The sequence below is a fragment of the Lactobacillus sp. S2-2 genome (assembly GCF_021698855.1).
Classification (GTDB): Bacteria; Bacillota; Bacilli; order Lactobacillales; family Lactobacillaceae; genus Fructilactobacillus.
Genome location: NZ_WWFA01000002.1, coordinates 323,742 through 344,927, shown reverse-complemented (window position 1 = coordinate 344,927; position 21,186 = coordinate 323,742). Strand labels below are relative to the sequence as shown.

Here is a 21,186-nt window from a genome sequence, read left to right as displayed (position 1 = left end):
ATCCTATTATTAAAGAATGAGGGTGAGTTTTTATGAAAAAGATTTATATAGGGTTAGGTATATTTTTTATAATTTCATTTACAGTTATTGGATTTTTATTTTTTAACTTAGATAGTAAGTCCATGGAAACTATGATTTATTTCTTTATGGCTTATGTTGGAATTAGAGTCGTATTAACACCATTAATAATTTTTTCGGGAATTAGAAAAAGGGAATTAAATGAAGATGAAAATAATCAAGAATAAAAGTAAATGGTACAGAGTTGGTGTTATTATTTTAGTTACTTTATTTTTTTCGACAACTTTGTCGGTTTCAGTTAATGCAAAGAGTCAAAAGAATCAAGAACAAAATATTATTTTTATTATGAAGCCAAAGAATGAAACTAATTTAAAAAAATTTGTATATAGTTCAGTTAATCAAAATAGTAATAATTACCATAAGTATTTAAGTCCTCAAAAGTTCGCGACTAAATATGGACAATCAAAGAAAAATACGACTAGTTTTACTAAGTATTTAAATAAAAATAAAATCAAATCAAAGGTTTATTCTGGAAATTTAATTGTAAGTGCAACAGGAAAAACTAAAGATATTGAAAAAGCATTTAAAATAAAAGTAAACAAGAAAAATAATTTAAATCAGTCTTTAACAGTTCCAAAGAAATATTCAAAAATTATTTTAGATAATACTGGAATTTCAAAAAGTAGAGAATTTAGTGATAATTTAAATCAGAAAAGTGTTAGTAATGGTTTTAATTCAAAAGATGATTCAAAAAAATTTATAAATAATTATAAATTAAATAAATTATTTGAAAATAATAAGTATGGACAAGAACAAAATATTGGAATTATTAGTTTTGCTAATTTCAATTTAAATGATATTAATACTTTCTGGAATAAAGAAAACGTACCTAGCAGTAATAAACGAGTAAAAACTTATAAAAATAATTTTGGATCTAATTCTTGGAATGGATACGAAGAGACTACAATGGATATACAACAAGCAGGTGCAGTAGCTCCTGGGGCTAATATTAATGTTTATCTATCAGATCCAAATACTAAGGGAATGATTATTAACTTAGCTAACGCGATTAGTCAAAATAAAGTTGATACTTTATCGATTAGTTGGGGGAAAAGTGAAAAATTAGTTGCTGATGATATTAAAAGAGGATCAACTCCTAAAAGATATTCAAAAATCATTAACTTATTAATGCTTCAAGCTGCATCTCAAGGAATAACCATTTTTGCTGCATCTGGAGATAGTGGAGCTTATGATTCGATTAATGAAACTGGTAGTGGTGACTTATCTGTAGATATACCATCAAGTTCTCCATATTTAACATCAACTGGTGGAACCACTTTACCAACTAATTTTAAATACAAAAATACAACTATTAATGTTCCAAATGAACGTGCTTGGTCTAGCAATTATTTATATAAAGCTTACAATAAGGAAAACATATTAAGTCGTAGTGAGTGGATTACAAAGTATTTTGCTGGTAGTGGTGGTGGATTTAGTTCTTATAATTCAACCACACCTAAATATCAAAATAATGTTTCAGGAATTAATACTTTTAATGCAATTAAAATGTGGGATTTTGGTGGTGGATATATTAATCAAAGAATGTCATATAAGCATTTGAATGGAACTGGAAATGGTAGAAATGTTCCAGATATATCTGCAGCTGCTGATCCTTACACAGGTTATAATATTTATTATTCTAATCCAAATAGTAAAAAGGGTGGAAAATGGAAAAATTCTGTTGGTGGAACGAGTATCGTAGCTCCTCAAATGGCTGCAGCTGCTGCAGTATTAAATTCTAGCCATAATACTAGGTTAGGTTTTTGGAACCCACAAATCTATAAATTTGCTAATTCAAGTAACTCACCATTTAAAGTGTTAGATAATGAAGTTAGCAATACTAATAATTATTATACCGGCCAAAAAGGGAAATATTATAATCAAGCAACAGGATTAGGTACAGTTGATTTTAGTAAATTAAATAATATGTTTAAGAAATAAGATGGGTTAAACCTTCTTATTTTTTTATAGGAGAATATAAAATGTTTAAAAAAAATAAATTAGATTTTTTTAGTAAAATAATAATTTTTGTATTAATGATTATGTTGATTCAAGTTGTTCAAATACCAATTTTATTTATAGTTAATTCAAAAGCAATAAATTTAGAAAGCATTTTATTTGGATTATTGTATATTATTCTTTTTGTTATAGGAATATGGATAAGCTTATATGTATTTAAACATAATGATGGGAAATTAAATTTAAAATTAAAATTGAATCATTATGTAATGGTTTTGGTAGCATATTTTTCCTTTATGATAGTTCAGATTATTCTTAATACTTTAAATTATTCATTTTTTAATGAAACTAGTACTGCAAATAATCAAAGTATTGAGACACTTTTAGGAAGTAATCAAATAGTGTTAATAGTTATGATGATTTCGATGATATTTTTATCTCCAATCTTAGAAGAAACAATTTTCAGAGGGATTTTTATTAATTTCTTTTTTAAGCCAACTCAATTTTATTTACCAATAATATTGAGTGGATTTTTATTTTCATTATTCCATCAAAGTGATACTATTATTAGTTTTTTGATGTATGCATGTTTAGGAAGTATATTAGCTTATTTGTATAAAAAAACAGGAAATTTAAAAGTATCCATCTTGCTTCATTTTGTTAATAATTTAATTGCTGGAATAATTTTGATTTTTGGATAAAAAAAAAGACGTCTATAAAAGACGTCTGAGACCACAATCATGTATTCCCCCAAATACATCATCTGATAAATGAAACCATTCATCAGACTTATTTATTATATATTATTTTTTTAATACTTTCAAATATTCTTATTATATATATATGATAAGAAATTGATTTAATTGTTTATTAAAATTTAATTGTGTAAAATTAAATAATATTAGTTGATAGGAAGTGTTAAAATTGTCTAATAGAAGACAAATAGAAGCACAATTGTGTTTTGGAATATATAATGCTAATAAAAGATTTAATCGTTATTACCAAAAGGTTTTGGATAAATATAAATTAACCTATCCGCAATATATTTGTCTTCTTACTTTATGGGAGCATGAGGTAATAAGTGTAAAAGATTTAGGTAGTTATATAGATTTAGATAGTGGAACTCTAACTCCTTTATTAAGAAGAATGGATAAACAAGGATGGATTTGTAAAGAAAAAAGTAAAAAAGATGAAAGAGTAGTTTTAATTAAAGTAACTGAATATGCTAATAAACAAAAAAGCAATATCTTAAGTGAAATTGATCACTGCTTTGATGAACTAAATCTATCAGATAAGAATTATGAACGATGTTTAAAGCTTGTTAATGAAGTTAGTAACAAACTAGATAAAATTAATAAAAGTGAATCTAATTAAAATGGTTATTAAATAATTATTCTGTTAAAATTAATTAAGATATAAGCTAAATTAAAGGAGACATTAATATGTGTGGCTTTGTAGGATATATAAATCAAGAAAATGTATCAAAAGATACAATTAAAGATATGGCGAATAGAATTAAACACCGTGGACCAGACGATGATGGATATTTCCAAGATGAAAATGTTTCAATGGGTTTTAGAAGATTGTCATTTATTGATTTGGCTCATGGAGGTCAACCTTTATTTGGAAATGATAAAACTGAAGCATTAACCTTTAATGGTGAAATTTATAATTATGAAGAAATAAGAGATGAACTTAAAGAACTCGGGTTCAAATTTGAAACTGATGTTGATTCAGAAGTTTTAATTAGAGGATACGAAGCATGGGGACCTGGAATCTTAGATAAATTAAGAGGAATGTTTTCTTTTGTAATTTATGACAAAAACAAAAAACAAGTTTTTGGTGCCAGAGATCACTTTGGAATTAAACCATTATATTATTATGATGATGGGGATGCTTTTATGTGGGCATCTGAAATAAAAGCATTTTTAGATCATCCAAACTTTAAAAAAGAATTTAATGTAGATTTATTACCAATTCACTTAAGTTTTGAATTTATACCTTCAAGTGAAACAATGTTTAAAAATGTATATAAGGTTTTACCTGGACAATACTTTATTTATAAAGATGGACAAGTAAAAAATGAAAAATATTATCAATACAATTATGATAATATCGATAACAATCAAACAATTGATGGTAATGCTGAGGCTATTAAAAAATTAGTTGATGAATCTGTCGAAACACATATGAATGCAGATGTTGAATTGGGAAGTTTCTTATCTAGTGGAATTGATTCAAGCTACGTATTAAATGAAGCAGCTAAATTAAAACCTGTTCAATCATTTTCTTTAGGATTTAAAGACTCTAAATTTAGTGAATTAAGTTGGTCAACTGAATTTGCCAAAGAAATTAAACAAAAAAATACACCAATTTATATTGATGGTGATGATTATTTTGATTTCTTACCAACAATGATGTATTACATGGATGAGCCATTATCAAATCCATCAGCTCCTCAATTGTATTATTTGTCAAAAACTACAAGTCAAAACGTCAAAGGAACATTATCTGGAGAAGGTGCTGATGAATTCTTCGGTGGATATAATACCTACTTAGAAGCATTTCCATTCGAAAGATATCAAAAATTTGTTCCTAGTTTTATTCGTTCAGGAATTGCTAAAATTGCTGAAAAACTTCCAAGATTTCATGGTCGTAGATTTTTAATTAGAGGTGCAATGCCACTTTCCGAAAGATATTATCGTGTTAACTATGTCTTTAACTATTTTGATCGAGAAAAATTATTAAAAGATAAAAGTATTAATCGTGATTCAGGAGATTATACTAAGCATATTTTTGATGAAGTAAAGGGTCATGATGAAATAACACAAATGCAATATTTTGATATTAATACTTGGTTACCATATGATATTTTGCATAAAGCAGATCGAATGAGTATGGCAAACTCATTAGAAGTTAGAACACCTTTAGTAGATAAGAAAGTTGCTGATTTTGCTTCTACAATGCCAACTAAGGTTCGAATTAATAAAGATGTTACTAAAGCTTCACTTAGAAAGGCTGCACTTTCAGAGTTACCAGATAAGGTCGCAAATAAAGAAAAACTAGGTTTTCCATCTCCAATTGCTCAATGGATTAATACTCCAAAATATCATGATAGAATTGTAGAAGCATTTCATTCTGATATTGCAAATAAGTTTTTTGAAGTTAGTGAATTAGATTACATTCTTGAACAACATGCAAATGGAAAATCAAGTATGCAAAAGATTTTTACAATTTATACATTTATTCTTTGGTATGGAGTTTTCTTCTCAGAAGATACAAATATGAATTATAAAGAAGAAATTAATTTATCAGTGAAATAGTTTTTTAAGGGGTATAGCAATTGGCAATTCAAATTTTAGAGATAAAAGCTTTATTAAAAGAACATAATTTGCTAGTTGATATTATTGGGAATAATGATTTGAATTTTGAATATATTAGTTATAATTCAAATGACATTAAAAGTAATACATTATTTTTTTGTAAAGGTAATTTCAAATTAAATTATGTATATGATGCAATTAAAAAAGGTTCAACTTGTGTAATGACACAAAGTAAAATTAAAAATATTGAAAATCAAATTATTGTAAGTGATATTCAAAAATCAATGGCTTTAATATCCTCTGCATTTTTTGACTTTCCTCAAAATAAATTAAGAATTGTTGCTTTTACAGGAACTAAGGGTAAAACAACCTCAGCTTATTTTATGAGAGATGCAATTAAAAAAGCTACTAATAACCAGGTGGCTCTTTTTTCAACTATTGATACAATCGTAGGTAGTGGAGATGGTGAAACTTTTAAATCTAATCTAACAACACCTGAATCTTTAGATTTATTTAAAAATATGAGTAAGGTAGTTAATAATGGAATAAAATATTTAGTTATGGAAGTTTCATCACAGGCGTTTAAAAAAGATCGTGTGTATGGTTTGAAATACGATATTGGTGTATTCTTAAATATTTCTGAAGATCATATAGGTGAAAATGAACATCCAACTTTTGAAGATTACTTATATTGTAAAAAACAGTTAATGTTAAATTCTAATTACTGTGTAATAAATGCTGAAACTGCTCATTTAAATGAAATTTATGAAACGTCTTTGTCGACTTCACAAAGTAATCAGGTTTTTTTATATGCTAGAAATGGATCAAAAATTGATGATAACGTAGTATTAGATATTGATTTTGATAATATAGGTAAAAAAATTAAATTAAAATCATTAACAGAAAAAGGAAATAAATTAAATATTGATAATAATTATTTAATCGGTGTTCCAGGTGATTTTAATGAATCAAATGCTGTTTCTTCAATTATTAGTGCAGGTCTTTTAAATCTTGACAAAGATGATATTGAAGCAGGAATTTCAGCAACAAAGATTCCTGGAAGAATGGAAATATATCGTTCTAAAAATCATGGAATAATTTGTGTTGATTATGCACATAATTATGCCAGTGTAACTGCTCTAATTAATTTTTTAAAAAGAAACAATAAAAATTCAAATGATGTCAGTTTAGTTGTTGGAAGCCCTGGTAATAAAGGAATTGACCGAAGAAAGGGATTTGGTGAAGCAATAAGTGAAGTTGTTGATATTGCGTATTTAACTACAGATGATCCTTCATTTGAGGATCCTAAAAAAATTGCTGATGAAATATATCAAAATATAAGTAATTCTAATGTTAAAGTTAAATATGAAATGAATCGTATTGATGCAATTAAACTGGCTATAAAAAATTCCAAAAGTAATGATATAACTGTTGTTGCAGGTAAGGGAAGAGACCCATATCAAAAAGTAAATGGCGTTGATATTCCTTATGAAACTGATGCTTCAGTAGTAAAAAAATATTTGGAGGAAATTGAAAATGACAAATAATTCTTCTGATTTCACGCCGATTTTATTAGGTAGTGATTTTAATGTTTATGGAATGGCGCGTTCATTTTATGATTTATATGGTAAGAAAGTTAAAGCATATTCTGAAATTCAATTGGCTCCAACAAGATATACTAAAATAGTTGATTTAGAAACTATTTCTGGATTTAGTGAAGATCCTAAGTGGATTGAAGAAATGATGAAACTAAAGAAAGAATATTCTAATCATGATGAACCAGTTATTTTAATTGGTTGTGGAGATGGATATGCTGAATTGATTTCTAAGCACAAAAAAGAATTAGAAGATGTGTTTGTCTGTCCATACGTTGATTATGATTTAATTAAGAATTTAAATAGTAAAGAAAAGTTTTACGAATTATGTGATCGTTATAATTTACCTTATCCTGGAACTAAAATCATTTCAAAAGATAATTTTGAAAATAATGATATAGAACAACCATTTGCTTATCCAATTGCTTTAAAACCAACCAATAGTGTTGAGTGGTTAGATATTCATTTTGAAGGTCGAAAAAAAGCATTTACAATTCAAAATGAAGATGAATATAAGGATATCGTAAGAAAAGTTTATCAAAATGGATATAAATCTGATTTAATTATTCAAGATTTTATTCCAGGTGATGATAGTAATATGAGAGTTTTAAATGCTTATGTTGATAAAAATCACAAAGTTAAAATGATGTGTTTAGGTCATCCTTTATTAGAAGATCCAGCTCCTTCAGCAATCGGAAATTATGTTGCAATTTTACCTGACTATGATGAACATACTTACAAGCAAATTAAGGATTTTCTAGAAAGTATTAATTTCACAGGATACGCAAATTTTGATATGAAGTATGATAGTCGAGATCAAACTTATAAGTTATTTGAAATCAATCTTAGACAAGGTAGAAGTAGTTTCTTTGTTACACTAAATGGTTATAACTTAGCTGATTGGGTTGTAAAGGATTATGTTTTGGATATTTTGAAAGATCAAGATGTTGTATATGCCAATCAAAATAAAAAAGATTATAAATTATGGCTCGGTGTAACACCTAAAATATTTAATGAATATGCAAAAGATAATGATGATAAAGAATTTGCATTGAATTTAATTAAGAATGGAAACTATGGTAACACTTTTTGGTTTAATAAAGATAGAAATTTCAAAAGATTTGCTTTAATGAAATGGATGAATTTAAACTATAAGAAAAATTTCAAAAAATTTTTTTATGAAAATAAAGGGTGATTAAAATGAATGATTTCTTTACAGTTATTGGTGGCATGGGTACACAAGCAACAGAGAGCTATATTCATTATTTAAACTTAAATACTAATGCTAAAAGTGATCAAGAATATTTAGATTATATATTGGTTAATCATGCTAGTGTACCTGATAGAACTGATTATATTCTTGATTCAACAAAACCTAATCCATTTTTACCTTTGAAGGAAGACATAATTCAACAGAGTAAATTAAAGCCTAAATTTTTTACTTTACCTTGTAATACAGCTCACTACTTTTTCGATGACTTACAAAGTTTAACCAGTATTCCTATTTTGCATATGCCAAGGATTGCAATCAATTCTATTAAATCAAATTATTCTAATGTAAAAAGAGTTGGATTATTAGCAACCGATGGCACATTACATGATGGTGTTTATGATAAGGAAATTATTGATGCTGGTTACGAGTTAGTGAAACCAACTAAAAAAATTGCTGAAGATACTATGACTTTAATTTATAAATATATTAAAGAAAAAAATGAAGTTAATGAAAAATTATTTCACCATATGTTAGATGAAATGATTAATCAATTAAACTGTGATGTTGTTGTACTAGGATGTACAGAATTATCATTAGCACAAGATAGATGTGGCAATCATAATTACCCAATAATTGATGCGCAAATGGAATTAGTTAATAAAACTATCCAAAAAGCCCGTAGTTAAAATTATTATGACATTAAATATTTTTTGTGATATACTTTTTAAGTAGATTGCGGATGTAGTTTAATGGTAAAATCTAAGCTTCCCAAGCTTATGTCGCGGGTTCGATTCCCGTCATCCGCTTATTTACTTAAAAATACTAATAATAAAAGAGTAGTAATTAAAATAAATATAAAGCGATTTCAGGATGGTGGAAGCTGGATTTTTTATTTTTTTGAAAGCGTGCTTTTTAGGTATAAATAAATATATTAAAGTGGAATTATTCAACGAGAGTGGTACCGCGGGTTAACTCGTCTCTTACAAATTTTATTTGTATGAGACTTTTTTTATTGAAGGAGATGTATAAAATAATGAATTATAAATTATTAGTTGCAACAGAAGTTGCTAAAGCAGTTGATAATATTTTAAGTGAAGAAGATATTTATAAAAAAATTGAAAGACCAAAATCTTCTGATATGGGAGATCTAGCTTTTCCAGCTTTTATGCTATCAAAAAGTCTTAAAAAAGCTCCACAAGAAATTGCTGGAGAATTAATTAATAAAATTGATACCAGTAAATTTGAAAAAGTTGAGGCTGTTGGACCATACGTTAATTTCTTTTTAGATAAGAATTCATTTAGTTCTGAAGTTATTACTAATGTTTTAAAAGAAGAAAATAATTATGGTAATAATAGTGATGGAGAAAACGGCAATGTAACAATTGATATGTCTTCTCCAAATATTGCTAAACCAATGTCAATGGGACATTTAAGATCAACAGTTATTGGGAATTCAATTGCTAAAATTCTAGAAAAAAATGGATATAATCCAATTAAAGATAATCATTTAGGTGATTGGGGAACTCAATTTGGAAAACTTATTACTGCATACTTAAAATGGGGTAATGAAGAAGATGTAAGAAGAGATCCAATTCATTATTTGGTAGAATATTATGTTAAATTTCATAAGCTTGATAAAGAGCAACCAGAACTTGATGATGAAGCAAGAGATTGGTTTAAAAAACTAGAAAATGGTAATGAAGAAGCGGTTAGATTATGGAAATGGTTTAGAGAAGTTTCTCTAGAAGCTTTTAATGAAACTTATAAAACACTGGGTGTAGATTTTGATACCTATAATGGTGAAGCTTTTTATAATGATAAACTTCAAGAAGTTGTTGATATCTTAAAGGATGATAATTTATTAGTTGAATCTAGAGGAGCTCAAGTAGTTAATTTAGATGAATATGACTTAAATCCAGCCTTGATTTTAAAAAGTGATGGAGCTTCTTTATATATCACAAGAGATATTGCAGCAGCATTATATCGTGATCGAACATATAAACCAGTTAAAAACTTATATGTTGTAGGATCTGAACAAACTTATTATTTTAATCAATTAAAAAAAGTTCTTGAAAAAATGAATCTTGATTCTGCTAAAGGGGTTGAACACGTACCTTTTGGATTAATTACTGTTGATGGAAAAAAATTGTCCACTCGTTCTGGTAGAATAATTTTATTAAATGATGTTTTAAATGAATCAATTGATTTAGCTAAAAAGCAAATTGATGAAAAGAATCCAGAATTACCAAATAAAGATGAAGTTGCAAAAGAAGTTGGAGTAGGAGCAATTATTTTTGGTGACTTGAAATCTGAAAGAATTAATAATATTGATTTCGTTTTAGAAGATCAATTGAAATTTGAAGGAGAAACAGGTCCTTATGTACAATATGCTAGAGTTAGAGCTGAAAGTATTTTGAAAAAAGGTCATGCTGATAAATATAATTTCTCTGATGTATCTCTTGATAATAAGCAGTCGTGGGCAACAATTAAACTAATTCAAAGTTTCCCAGATATTGTAAAAGAAGCAAGTGAAAATCTTGAACCTTCAGTAATTGCTAAGTATTCATTGAGATTAGCAAAGGCTTTTAATAAATATTATGCAAATGAAAGAATTCTTGATGATAATGATGAATTAGAATCAAGATTAGCATTAGTAAAATCTGTTTCGATTATTTTAAAAGAATCATTAAGACTTCTAGGAGTTAAATCTCCTGATGAAATGTAAAAGTGCAAAATATCATTTGATATTTTGCTTTTTTATTTTAATTAATCATTAAAGAAAACTTAAAATTAAAAGTAATAGTTATCTTTATGATACAATTATTTTAATCAGTAAGGAGAGTATTTGATGAATAAAGAGAATATAAAATTGATAATTAAGAATTTTAAAACAAATTTTTTCAAATTTATTCATAGGTATCAAATTATAAGATTAATGATTGCTGCATTACTTACAGTTTTTTTAATTGGATGTATTTATTTAACTTTTCTTGCAAAAACTTCCAATGTTGATGAATTACAATCAAATTTATCACAAACAACAGTAGTTTATGATAAAGATAATGACAAGGCTGGTAGTTTATATGCACAAAAAGGTACCTATGTTTCTTTTGATAAAATTTCTCGCAATTTACCAAAAGCAATTATTTCTACAGAAGATAGGAATTTCTATCGTGAGCATGGATTTTCAATTAAAGGATATGGAAGAGCCGTTTTTCTTTTCTTAAAAAACAAGATAACGAGACAAAATGGAATTAGTAGTGGTGGTAGTACACTTTCTCAACAATTAGCAAAAAATGCTTATTTATCCCAAGAGCAAACTATTTCTAGAAAATTAAAAGAGCTTTTTTTAGCAATTCAAATTGAAAATATCTATAGTAAAAAGCAAATTTTGACGATGTATATGAATAATGCATATTTTGGTAATGGAGTTTATGGAGTACAAGATGCTTCTAAAAAATACTTTGGTAAATCAGCAAAACAATTAACTGTTGATGAATCTGCAGTAATTGCAGGAATGTTATCTTCACCAAGTAATAATCCAATTGATCATCCTAAAGCTTCTAAGAACAGAAGAAATGTTGTTTTACAAGCAATGGCGGATAACAAACAAATAAGTCAAAAACAAGCTGATGCATATAAAAATAGATCTTTAAATGTTAGAGATACATTTGAATATAAAGATGGATATCATTATCCTTATTATTTTGACGCAGTTATTGATGAAGCAATCGATAAGTATGGATTAACAGAAACAGAAATTATGAATCATGGTTATAAAATATATACTAACTTAGATCAAAATCAACAAAGCAGTTTTCAAAATAATTTTAAAAATTCAAGTTTATTTCCTCAAAATGCTAGTGATGGAACTAAAGTGCAAGCCGCTTCAATTGCAATGAATCCCAAAAATGGAGGTGTATCTGCAGTTGTTGGTGGAAGAGGTAATACAGTTTTTAGAGGATATAATCGTGCTACGCAAATTAAAAGACAACCTGGTTCAACGATGAAGCCTTTAGCTGTTTATACTCCTGCATTAGAAAATGGATACTTCTTTGATTCTAAGTTATCGAATACAAAAAAATCGTATGGAACTAATAATTACACACCTAAAAATTATAATAATGTTTATTCAAATCAAGTTCCAATGTATCAAGCATTGGCACAAAGTATGAATGTTCCAGCTGTTTGGTTATTAAATAAAATTGGAATTGAACAAGGATATCAATCCGTTAAAAAGTTTGGAATTCCTGTAACTTCAAAAGATAAAAACTTATCATTAGCATTAGGTGGATTATCTGGTGGAGCTTCTCCTCAACAAATAGCAGCAGCTTATGGAGCTTTTGCTAATAACGGATATTATTCTAAGCCTTTCTATATTAGAAAAATTGTAGACTCCTCTGGTAAGACAATTGTTGATACTGATAATAAGCAAAATAAAAAGAAGATAATGTCATCAAGTGTGGCAAAACAGATGACAAGTATGATGCTAGAAGTGTTTGATAATGGTACTGGAGCATCTGCTAAACCATATGGATATTCAATTGCTGGTAAAACTGGTAGTACAGAAGCTGATAGTAGTTCTGATAATGATGCAACTAAAGATAAATGGATGGTAGGATACACACCAGATGTTGTTGTTGCAACCTGGGAAGGATTCGATAATTCAAAATCTAATCATCATTTAGAAAATCTTTCTGGTACTGGTTTAGGACCATTATTCAAAAATCAAATGGAACAAATTTTACCTTATACTAAGAATTCTAATTTCAACACTAAGAATTCGCAAAGTATTATTGATGATAAGAATAAAGGAAATAGCAGTAATCAAAAAGGAAATTCTTGGTTTAGTAATTTTTCAAAGAAAACTAATGAATTTAAAGATAATTTTGAAAAAGGTGCTAGTGATATTGGTAATAAGGCAAGCAAATATCTGGGCAAATTTTTAAAATAAATATTTTAAAGACAATAAAAATTCATTATGATAGAATGTTAATGTTAATAAAATTATCTAAGGAGGTAGTCTTTTATGACTGAAAAAGTTAATGAAGCTGCTCAAAATTTACAAGATGTAATTAAGGATACTGATGCATTTAAAGATTTATCTGAAAAATACAATGCATTACACGAAGATAATGATGCATATGAAGTTTTTAGAAGTTTTCAACAAAATCAAGATGAATTAAGACAAAAACAAATGTCAGGACAACAAGTTTCTGAAGAAGATATGAAGGGTGCTCAAGAGTTAGCTACTAAAATGAATAGTTTTGATACTATTAAGAATTTAATGGAATCAGAAAAAGCTATGGGTCAAATGATTGATGATGCTAATATGTTAATTACACAACCTCTAAGAGATTTGTATAATAGCTAATTACAAATTTTATAAAAACGTTGGTAACTGTTCGTAGTTTCCAGCGTTTTTTTCGTAGAAAGAAGGATAAAAATGAAATTTATTCATACAGCAGATTTGCATTTAGATAGTCCTTTTGAAGGATTAAAAAATAATCAATTAACACCAAATAGTCTATGGCAATTAATTTATAAGGCTCCTTTTGATTCTTTTACTAGAATTGTAAATGATGCAATTCAAATGGAAGTGGATTTTTTATTAATAGCAGGGGATTTATTTGATAGTGAAAACCAAACGCCTAAAGTTATTGATTTTTTAATTAATAAAATGAATGAGTTAAAAAAGCATGATATTTATGTTTTTATTAATTTTGGAAATCATGATTATCAAACTGGTGATATAAAAGATTATGGTTTTCCAGATAACGTTATTTACTTTGATGATGAAATATCAACTAAAGAAATTACATTAAAAACAAATGAAAAAGTTTACGTAACTAGTTTTAGTTATACAAATAGATGGATTAATGATGATTTAGTAAAAGATTTTCCAATTAACGAATCTCGAGATGGATTTCATATAGGAATGGTGCATGGATCAATTGAAGAATCAGGTAAAGGTAACTATGCTCCTTTTTCTATTTATGAAATGAAAGAAAAAAATTACGATTATTGGGCATTAGGACATATTCATAAAAGAGAAACATTATCAACAAAACCCTTAATTAATTATCCAGGTAATATTCAAGGAAGACATAAAAATGAATCTGGAGAAAAGGGATACTTACTAATTAATAATGATAAAGATTCATTAAATAGTAAATTTTTTAATACTGCACCAATTTTATGGAATAAAGCTAGTTTAAATGTTAATGATAAATATGAAATTAATGATTTTATTGAATTTGTATTAAAAGAAATGAGAAGTAATGACTTTAAACAAATGAATTTAATTGATTTAAAAGTAGTAGGAATGAATGAATATTTAAGTGAATTAAGTGAGAGTTGGATTGATGGCACATTATTAGCTATGCTACAAAGTAAATTACAAGACAATTATGAACAATTAAATTTTTGGATTTATTCTTTAAATTTTGTGATGGAAGATAAATTAGAAATAAATGATTTAGATGATGAATTTTGGCAAGAAACTAAGGATGAAATATTTACATTTGATAATGTTAAAAATTTAACTAATAAGTTAATTTATAATCAATTTATTTATGACTATTTAAATAATCCAGAAACAATTGAAGAAATTAAAAATGAAGGTGAAGGATTAGTTTCTAATTATACAAAGAAAGGTAAAGATTCTGATGAAAATTAATCAACTTAATATTTTTGGTTATGGCAAGTTAGTTAATAAAAAATATGATTTTAATCAATTGCAAATTATTTATGGATTAAATGAATCAGGTAAATCAACAATTATTAGTTTCATTAAAAGTATTTTATTTGGTTTTTTAGATAATCGAAGTAATGACGGACATTATCAGCCTAAAAGTGGAGATCGATATGGAGGTCAATTATTAGTTAGTTTTAATGATGAAGATTACATAATCGAACGAATATATGGATCAAATGGTGGTAATGTTAAAATTATTAAATCTGAATCATCAGAAGAATTAGACGAAGATTTTTTGAAACAAATATTAGGTCCAATAAATAGACAAAATTTTGATAGTTTGTTTTATTTTGGTGATCTAAATTTAAATGAAATCAAAAAGATGAGTGAAAGAGAACTTATACAAAGAATTCAAAAAATTGGAGTTGTAGGTATTAATGATTGGTTAAAATTAAATGATCAATTTGAAAGTACTGCAAAAGATATTTATAAACCAACTGGTAAAAAAGATGAATTACATCCTTTATTTAACGAATTAGATCAATTAAAACTTAAGTTAAAAGAAACTGAAAAAGATTACTCTGAGTATCTTGACTTAAAAGATAACGTTAGGGAGTATAAAAAGAAAATTGATGAACTTCAAAATCAAATTAAAAAGATAAAAAATGATTTATTACCAATGAATAATGATGTAAATCAGTGGGAAAATTATCAAAAGTTAATGGATTTAAATCAACAAAAATTGGAATTGAAAGATAATTTTAATTCCAATGATTATGATTCAATAACTAAACTTGTTGAACAAAAGAGACAAATTGATAATCAGATTAAAGACCTTAATGATCAAATCATTGAATTAAAAAATGAAAATAATAGTAATGAATTATTATCATTTTATGCTGAGAATGATAATAAAATTGAATCATTAAGTAATCAGAATAATGAAATAAATTATAAAAATAATCAAATAAAAAATGACTATGATAAACAAAAACAAATCCAAGAAAAAATAGATGATTTAAATGAAGTTGAAAATAGTGATATTAAATTAATGAATAATGAAAATTTAGATTATTTAATTAATTTATTAAAAGAGGTTGATGATGAAGGAAAAAATAAAAAGAATATTTTTCCGGTTTCTTTATTCATTATTTCAATTTTTATTTTTATCAGTGGATTTATGATTTTTTCAAATGTTTTTAATTTTTTAAGTGTAATTACATTGATTGTCTGTGGTATAAGTGGATATTTCTTTTTTAATTCTAAAAATAATAGTAAACAAGAATTGAATAAAATAGGACTTGAATATAATATGTCTGATTTTTCAATTTATCGATGGGTTGAACTTCAGAATAAATTAAATCAATTAAATGATTTAAAATTACAGGAACAAAAAAATAATGATCAAATAAAAAATACATTAGATGAAATTAATATGTATGTAAATCAATGGAATTTTGCTAAGGATTATATTGATTTTAATTCAGATGTTAGTCACAATTTAACTAATATTAAAAGCTTTATTGATTCTATGAAAGATATTGATAAGAGTATTACTAATAAAAAAGTAAAGTTAGATAATTATAATGAAATGTTAAATACATTATATATTGACCAAAAAAATATTATTCAAAAAATTAATCAATTTTATGATGTTAGAGAAATTAAATCTTTTGATGAATTTATCAAAAGATATCATGAGCAGGAGAATATTAAGGATAAATTACAGAAAAAATCTGAATTGCAAAAATTATTCAATCCAGATCAAATCAATCGATTTTCTAATTATGAATCAAAAGACAAATTAAAAGAAAATATTAATCAAAAGAATTCAAATCTAAATGATTTGGAAAATGAAATAAGTACTTTAAATTCTAAATATGCTAATGATAATGCAACCATTTCTAATATTGTTAAAAATGGATTATATAGTGAAATTAAACAAAAAATAGTTAACCAAGAAGATGAAATAAAAGAAACAATCAAGAAATGGTTGGTTTATAAATTAAGTAGTGATTGGATTAATAAAGCTTTATTTAATGCTACTAAGGGTAGAATACCAATGGTACAAGCAAATGCTGAAAAATATTTTTCATATTTAACAAATCATAAGTATGTTAAAATAACTTATCAAAAAACTAAATTAAAAGTGGTAGATAGTGATAAGAATACCTTTGATGTTCAAGAATTATCTAAGGGAACAATGATACAGTTATATTTATCGTTAGTTTTTTCTTTAACACTTGCTTTTAGTGATGATTATCCAATGCCTTTAATTATTGATGATGGGTTTGTTGACTTTGATAGTCTTAGAACCAAAAATGCATTTAAAGTTTTAAAAGAAATTAGTGAAAGTACTCAAGTTTTATACTTTACAGCTAATGACCAAGTCTTAAAATATAATGATTATCACATTTTAAAGTTAGACTAATGCAAATAAAAAAGACTGACATTTGTCAGTCTTTTTTATTTATTATTTAAGGTAATCAGCTAAAACATTCTTTAGATCATTATCTTGGATGTCAACGTCACCTTTTTTAAGAACTTTTTTAACTACTTTTTGTAGAGAACTGCTATCATTCATTTTTGAATCAGCCATTTGTTCTTTAAGTTCATTAGTGTGTTGTTTGTAGTTTCCTTTATCAGGATGGTTTACCATTTGAATTACTTGGTAACCAGATTGAGTCTTAACAGGTTTCTTGGTGTATTCACCGTTCTTAAGTTTAAAGGCAGCAGATTTAAATTTGCTATCTAATGATGAATTAGTATTATCAAATTTGTCAATACGTCCACCTTTGTTCTTAGTAGATGAATCAGTTGAATATTTCTTAGCTAAATCAGTAAATTTCTTACCGTTATCTAATTCTTTGATAACTTTTTCAGCTTTGTCTTTGCTTGAAGTTGTAATTTGGTTAACAGTAACTTTTGGTTGATAGTCTTTAAATTGTTTTTTCAATTCTTTATCAGAAAAGTCAGTATTTGCAATTACAGCTTGTTTTAATAATAAGTTAGATCTTAATTGTTCTTTAAGAGATTTTTCAGTCATACCTTGTGATTGAAGAACTGTCTTAAATTGTGAACCATATTGTGATTTGTATTTGTTCAATTGAGCGTTAACTTCTGAACTTTCAACTTTATCACCATATTGTTTTTCAAGAACTTTGTTCAAGATCATTTGTTGCAATGTTTGTTTACCTTGACTAGTTTCTTTCATACTACTGTAATACTCATCTTGAGTTATTTTTCCACCATTTGTAGTTGCAACTGATTTACCACCACAAGCAACTAAAGTTACGGAAAGCATTAAGCCGGCAATACCGACTAACCATTTCTTACTCATAAAAATTTACACATCCTATCTTTATATTTAATTGAATTTATGTAATCCAAAAATTATTAGCCTTACAAAGATTACTATAACATAAAAAAAATTAATCAAAACCGATTATATAGTTAAACATAGTTTATTTAATAAAATCTTCACTAAATTAATAAAATTTATAAGTTTTCAAGTCTATTTTGAATTCTTTTTAGTCTTGGACTTATCTTAAATGTAGATATTTTAACATTCTGATTTATATCATTTATTGCATCATTTACTTTTGGTAATTCGTTTTTAAAATTGTTTAATTTTAAAGTGAAATTCTTTTTTTGATTATTAATATCTTTTATTTTGTAAATGAAAGTACCATGATTTTTATTTATATTTTTAGATTTTTTATTAGATAATGTTTTAATTAATGCAATACTTGAGATGATACTAGCAGCTAAAAAAATACTTTTTTTCATATTATTAAAGTTCCTTTCTAATTGATTCTGCTAAGGATGCTAATTTTTCTTCATCAAATTGTTTTGAGTTATCAGAAAATTCAATTTTAAATTTATCTTTATTAGTATATCTTGGAACTAAATGAATATGCATATGAAAAACTGATTGATATGCAATTTCTTCATTGTTGTTTAGAATATTCATTCCTTGAATATCTGAATTAGAATTTTTTATTGCTTTTGCAATTTTTGGAATTCTGGAAAAAATATCTGCTGCATCAGAATCAGTAGCAGAAAAAATATTTTTTATATGTTTTTTTGGAACAACCAGTGTATGTCCTGGGGTTGTTTGTGAGATATCAAGAAAAGCTAATACTTTTTCATCTTCATAAACCTTATAACTTGGAATTTCACCGTTTATTATTTTGCAAAATATACAATTATCATTCATTAGAATTCCTCCCATCTATGAATATGATTATACTATCATTGTTTTGGATTATTCAATTTATGAATGCTATTATATAATAAGAATTTAAAAAAAGAGAAATGTGTGTGATTAATAATGACTTTAAAAGTAAATAATTTAACTGGTGGGTATTCATCAGTACCTGTTATAAAAAAAGAAACATTTAATATTAATGACGGAGAATTGGTTTCATTAATTGGGTTAAATGGATCGGGTAAATCTACAACGATTAACCATATTATCGGTTTGATGAAACCATTTTCTGGTGAAATAGAGTTAAATGGTACAAAACTAGAAGATAATATGGAAAAATATAAGCAACAAATTGCATATATTCCTGAATTACCAGTTTTATATGAAGAATTAACATTAAGAGAACATATAGAGTTAACAAAAAAGGTTTACCAATTAAATGGTAAAGATGTTGATGAAAAAGTAGATTCTTTATTAAAGTTGTTTCGCCTAGATAATAAATTAGATTGGTTTCCTTCTAATTTTTCTAAGGGAATGAAACAAAAGGTAATGATTGTGTGCGCATTTATGACAGATGCATCGTTATTTATTATTGATGAACCATTTTTAGGGTTAGATCCGTTAGCAGTTAATGATTTATTGGAATTAATTGATGAAAAGAAAAAAGAAGGTAAGAGTATCTTAATGTCGACTCATGTTTTAGATACTGCAGAAAAGCATTGTGATAAGTTCATATTGTTAAGTAAAGGTGAAATTCAAATTCAAGGAACAATTGATGAAATTAAAGACTTTTATAAAGATCTTGGTGATGATTTAAATGATATTTATCTTGCATTAGCGAGGGATGAAAAATGATAAAAAATTTATTTAAAGAAAGATTGGGACAACATTATAAAATGCTATTTAAGTATTTTAAATATGTATTTAATGATTTCTTTTTAATTGCAGTTATGTTTATGCTAGGTGGATTATCATTAGCTTATTCAAATTTTTTGAATCAATTAAATCCAAATAACTTATTTATAAAATGTTTAGTTATTCTTATTTTGTTTTTATCGACTAAAATAGGGAGTTTTGCAACTTTTTTAAAAGAAGCTGATAAGGTTTTTTTATTACCAATTGAATTTAAAATTCATAAGTATTTAAAATATACTTTTGTAGATAGTTTTATAGTTTCAGCTTTTTTTCAAATGTTAATCTTTTTGGTTACTTTTCCAATGATAAAAATTGTTTATCAAACGAATCTATTAGATTTTATATTTTATATTCTAATATTGTTAATTTTAAAGATGATTAATTTATTGTTTGAAATGAATCAATTATTTTCTGAACGAAATAATTTGTATTCAATGACTATTAATATTATTAATTTACTTATTTTAATTTTATTTGCAATAATTAATCCAATTTTAGGTATTATATTAGCTATTGGTTTATTATTTTATGTATTATTTAATTTATTGAAAAATCAAAATAATAGATTTGAATGGAATCTTGCAATTAGTAATGAGTCACATCGAATGAGAAGAATTTATCAATTCTTTAATTTATTTACAGAAGTGCCATTTTTAAAAGGTAAGGTAGCTAGAAGAAAATATCTTGATTTTGTTTTCAATTTATTTGATATAAAAGATGCTAACTTATATCTTTACTTAAAGGGAATTATTAGAAATAAAGAATATAGTGGGTTATTTTTAAGATTAACTATCTTAGGTACAGTTTTACTATTTTTTGTAAATAATACTTATTTAAATATTGGATTATCTATTCTTTTTATTTATTTACTAGCTTTTCAATTAGTGCCATTTTATTATTTCTTTGATGATAATGTTTTTACTCACATTTATCCTTTAAAATTAAAAAATAAAATAAAATCTTTTAAAAAATTATTATATGTACTTCTTTTAGTCGTAGTAGTTTTGTTTACAATTGCAACAGCATTCTTTAATATTGGAATTGCCTCGGTAGCATTTGTTTTAATGATTATTGAAGTATTATTATTTAATGAATTATATTTATCAAAAAAGTTAAACAATTAAAATAAAGTTTTCTTATTGTTAATCAATCATATATAATAATTTGTAGAACATTTTAAATCAAAACAAATTGTT

The 21,186-nt window shown here is 25.8% G+C and carries 18 protein-coding genes and 1 tRNA gene; 16 read left to right on the top strand and 3 right to left on the bottom strand.

Annotation, left to right across the window (positions count from 1 at the left end):
- Window positions 1-32 precede the first annotated feature (32 nt).
- From GSH19_RS03240 to GSH19_RS03175, 14 genes are all read left to right on the top strand, one after another.
- On the top strand, window positions 33-245 hold the full coding sequence (locus GSH19_RS03240; RefSeq protein WP_237026580.1) for a hypothetical protein: 213 nt from the start codon (window positions 33-35) through the stop codon (window positions 243-245).
- A complete protein-coding gene (locus tag GSH19_RS03235) occupies window positions 226-2,019 on the top strand; it encodes a protease pro-enzyme activation domain-containing protein (RefSeq protein WP_237026573.1) in 1,794 nt (597 codons plus the stop codon). Before GSH19_RS03240 ends, GSH19_RS03235 begins: the two co-directional genes overlap by 20 nt.
- A 41-nt stretch (window positions 2,020-2,060) precedes the next feature.
- Window positions 2,061-2,738 (top strand): CPBP family intramembrane glutamic endopeptidase, encoded by a 678-nt coding sequence (locus tag GSH19_RS03230; RefSeq protein WP_237026563.1) that lies wholly within the window; start codon window positions 2,061-2,063, stop codon window positions 2,736-2,738.
- 223 nt (window positions 2,739-2,961) lie between these two features.
- Window positions 2,962-3,411, top strand: coding sequence for a MarR family winged helix-turn-helix transcriptional regulator (locus GSH19_RS03225; protein WP_237026552.1), 450 nt, complete (start codon window positions 2,962-2,964; stop codon window positions 3,409-3,411).
- A gap of 68 nt (window positions 3,412-3,479) precedes the next feature.
- Window positions 3,480-5,360, top strand: coding sequence for an asparagine synthase (glutamine-hydrolyzing) (gene asnB / locus GSH19_RS03220; RefSeq protein ID WP_237026546.1), 1,881 nt, complete (start codon window positions 3,480-3,482; stop codon window positions 5,358-5,360).
- A 20-nt stretch (window positions 5,361-5,380) separates the two neighbouring features.
- Entirely contained in the window at window positions 5,381-6,907 is a 1,527-nt protein-coding gene (locus GSH19_RS03215; protein ID WP_237026540.1) for a UDP-N-acetylmuramoyl-L-alanyl-D-glutamate--2,6-diaminopimelate ligase, read from the top strand.
- Entirely contained in the window at window positions 6,897-8,150 is a 1,254-nt protein-coding gene (locus GSH19_RS03210) for a carboxylate--amine ligase (RefSeq protein ID WP_237026533.1), read from the top strand. The genes GSH19_RS03215 and GSH19_RS03210 overlap by 11 nt, the downstream gene beginning before the upstream one ends.
- A 5-nt stretch (window positions 8,151-8,155) precedes the next feature.
- On the top strand, window positions 8,156-8,854 hold the full coding sequence (locus tag GSH19_RS03205) for an aspartate/glutamate racemase family protein (RefSeq protein ID WP_237026523.1): 699 nt from the start codon (window positions 8,156-8,158) through the stop codon (window positions 8,852-8,854).
- Window positions 8,855-8,903: 49 nt separating this feature from the next.
- Window positions 8,904-8,974: transfer RNA gene (locus tag GSH19_RS03200), tRNA-Gly, on the top strand.
- A gap of 227 nt (window positions 8,975-9,201) precedes the next feature.
- Window positions 9,202-10,893, top strand: coding sequence for an arginine--tRNA ligase (argS, locus tag GSH19_RS03195; protein WP_237026516.1), 1,692 nt, complete (start codon window positions 9,202-9,204; stop codon window positions 10,891-10,893).
- Between the two features lie 123 nt (window positions 10,894-11,016).
- Window positions 11,017-13,122, top strand: a complete 2,106-nt coding sequence (locus GSH19_RS03190; protein WP_237026507.1) for a transglycosylase domain-containing protein — start codon at window positions 11,017-11,019, stop codon at window positions 13,120-13,122.
- Between the two features lie 75 nt (window positions 13,123-13,197).
- The gene (locus GSH19_RS03185) at window positions 13,198-13,542 is read left to right on the top strand and encodes a YlbF family regulator (RefSeq protein WP_237026502.1); all 345 of its coding nucleotides are present in this window, start codon (window positions 13,198-13,200) and stop codon (window positions 13,540-13,542) included.
- A gap of 72 nt (window positions 13,543-13,614) precedes the next feature.
- Window positions 13,615-14,847, top strand: a complete 1,233-nt coding sequence (locus GSH19_RS03180; protein WP_237026497.1) for a DNA repair exonuclease — start codon at window positions 13,615-13,617, stop codon at window positions 14,845-14,847.
- Entirely contained in the window at window positions 14,837-17,296 is a 2,460-nt protein-coding gene (locus tag GSH19_RS03175; protein WP_237026490.1) for an AAA family ATPase, read from the top strand. The genes GSH19_RS03180 and GSH19_RS03175 overlap by 11 nt, the downstream gene beginning before the upstream one ends.
- Before the next feature lie 42 nt (window positions 17,297-17,338).
- Here the strand turns inward: GSH19_RS03175 and GSH19_RS03170 are convergent, their stop codons facing one another.
- The 3 genes from GSH19_RS03170 to GSH19_RS03160 form a co-directional block, all read right to left on the bottom strand.
- Window positions 17,339-18,205, bottom strand: a complete 867-nt coding sequence (locus GSH19_RS03170; RefSeq protein ID WP_237026486.1) for a peptidylprolyl isomerase — start codon at window positions 18,203-18,205, stop codon at window positions 17,339-17,341.
- A gap of 158 nt (window positions 18,206-18,363) precedes the next feature.
- On the bottom strand, window positions 18,364-18,654 hold the full coding sequence (locus GSH19_RS03165; RefSeq protein WP_237026483.1) for a hypothetical protein: 291 nt from the start codon (window positions 18,652-18,654) through the stop codon (window positions 18,364-18,366).
- 4 nt (window positions 18,655-18,658) lie between these two features.
- Window positions 18,659-19,084: an HIT family protein gene (locus GSH19_RS03160; RefSeq protein WP_237026478.1), complete on the bottom strand. Its 426-nt coding sequence runs from the start codon at window positions 19,082-19,084 to the stop codon at window positions 18,659-18,661.
- 114 nt (window positions 19,085-19,198) lie between these two features.
- Between GSH19_RS03160 and GSH19_RS03155 the strand changes: the two genes are divergently transcribed.
- Both GSH19_RS03155 and GSH19_RS03150 read left to right on the top strand, forming a co-directional pair.
- The gene (locus GSH19_RS03155) at window positions 19,199-19,930 is read left to right on the top strand and encodes an ABC transporter ATP-binding protein (RefSeq protein WP_237026476.1); all 732 of its coding nucleotides are present in this window, start codon (window positions 19,199-19,201) and stop codon (window positions 19,928-19,930) included.
- Window positions 19,927-21,114 (top strand): ABC transporter permease, encoded by a 1,188-nt coding sequence (locus GSH19_RS03150; protein WP_237026475.1) that lies wholly within the window; start codon window positions 19,927-19,929, stop codon window positions 21,112-21,114. The genes GSH19_RS03155 and GSH19_RS03150 overlap by 4 nt, the downstream gene beginning before the upstream one ends.
- The last annotated feature ends 72 nt before the right edge of the window (window positions 21,115-21,186 follow it).

What these genes read in the sequence shown, in the direction of transcription:
- GSH19_RS03240 (WP_237026580.1), top strand. Translation starts at nt 33, where the DNA reads ATGAAAAAGATTTATATAGGGTTAGGTATATTTTTTATAATTTCATTT.
- GSH19_RS03235 (WP_237026573.1), top strand. Translation starts at nt 226, where the DNA reads ATGAAAATAATCAAGAATAAAAGTAAATGGTACAGAGTTGGTGTTATT.
- GSH19_RS03230 (WP_237026563.1), top strand. Translation starts at nt 2,061, where the DNA reads ATGTTTAAAAAAAATAAATTAGATTTTTTTAGTAAAATAATAATTTTT.
- asnB (WP_237026546.1), top strand. Translation starts at nt 3,480, where the DNA reads ATGTGTGGCTTTGTAGGATATATAAATCAAGAAAATGTATCAAAAGAT.
- GSH19_RS03210 (WP_237026533.1), top strand. Translation starts at nt 6,897, where the DNA reads ATGACAAATAATTCTTCTGATTTCACGCCGATTTTATTAGGTAGTGAT.
- GSH19_RS03205 (WP_237026523.1), top strand. Translation starts at nt 8,156, where the DNA reads ATGAATGATTTCTTTACAGTTATTGGTGGCATGGGTACACAAGCAACA.
- argS (WP_237026516.1), top strand. Translation starts at nt 9,202, where the DNA reads ATGAATTATAAATTATTAGTTGCAACAGAAGTTGCTAAAGCAGTTGAT.
- GSH19_RS03190 (WP_237026507.1), top strand. Translation starts at nt 11,017, where the DNA reads ATGAATAAAGAGAATATAAAATTGATAATTAAGAATTTTAAAACAAAT.
- GSH19_RS03185 (WP_237026502.1), top strand. Translation starts at nt 13,198, where the DNA reads ATGACTGAAAAAGTTAATGAAGCTGCTCAAAATTTACAAGATGTAATT.
- GSH19_RS03180 (WP_237026497.1), top strand. Translation starts at nt 13,615, where the DNA reads ATGAAATTTATTCATACAGCAGATTTGCATTTAGATAGTCCTTTTGAA.
- GSH19_RS03175 (WP_237026490.1), top strand. Translation starts at nt 14,837, where the DNA reads ATGAAAATTAATCAACTTAATATTTTTGGTTATGGCAAGTTAGTTAAT.
- GSH19_RS03170 (WP_237026486.1), bottom strand. Translation starts at nt 18,205, where the DNA reads ATGAGTAAGAAATGGTTAGTCGGTATTGCCGGCTTAATGCTTTCCGTA.
- GSH19_RS03165 (WP_237026483.1), bottom strand. Translation starts at nt 18,654, where the DNA reads ATGAAAAAAAGTATTTTTTTAGCTGCTAGTATCATCTCAAGTATTGCA.
- GSH19_RS03160 (WP_237026478.1), bottom strand. Translation starts at nt 19,084, where the DNA reads ATGAATGATAATTGTATATTTTGCAAAATAATAAACGGTGAAATTCCA.
- GSH19_RS03155 (WP_237026476.1), top strand. Translation starts at nt 19,199, where the DNA reads ATGACTTTAAAAGTAAATAATTTAACTGGTGGGTATTCATCAGTACCT.
- GSH19_RS03150 (WP_237026475.1), top strand. Translation starts at nt 19,927, where the DNA reads ATGATAAAAAATTTATTTAAAGAAAGATTGGGACAACATTATAAAATG.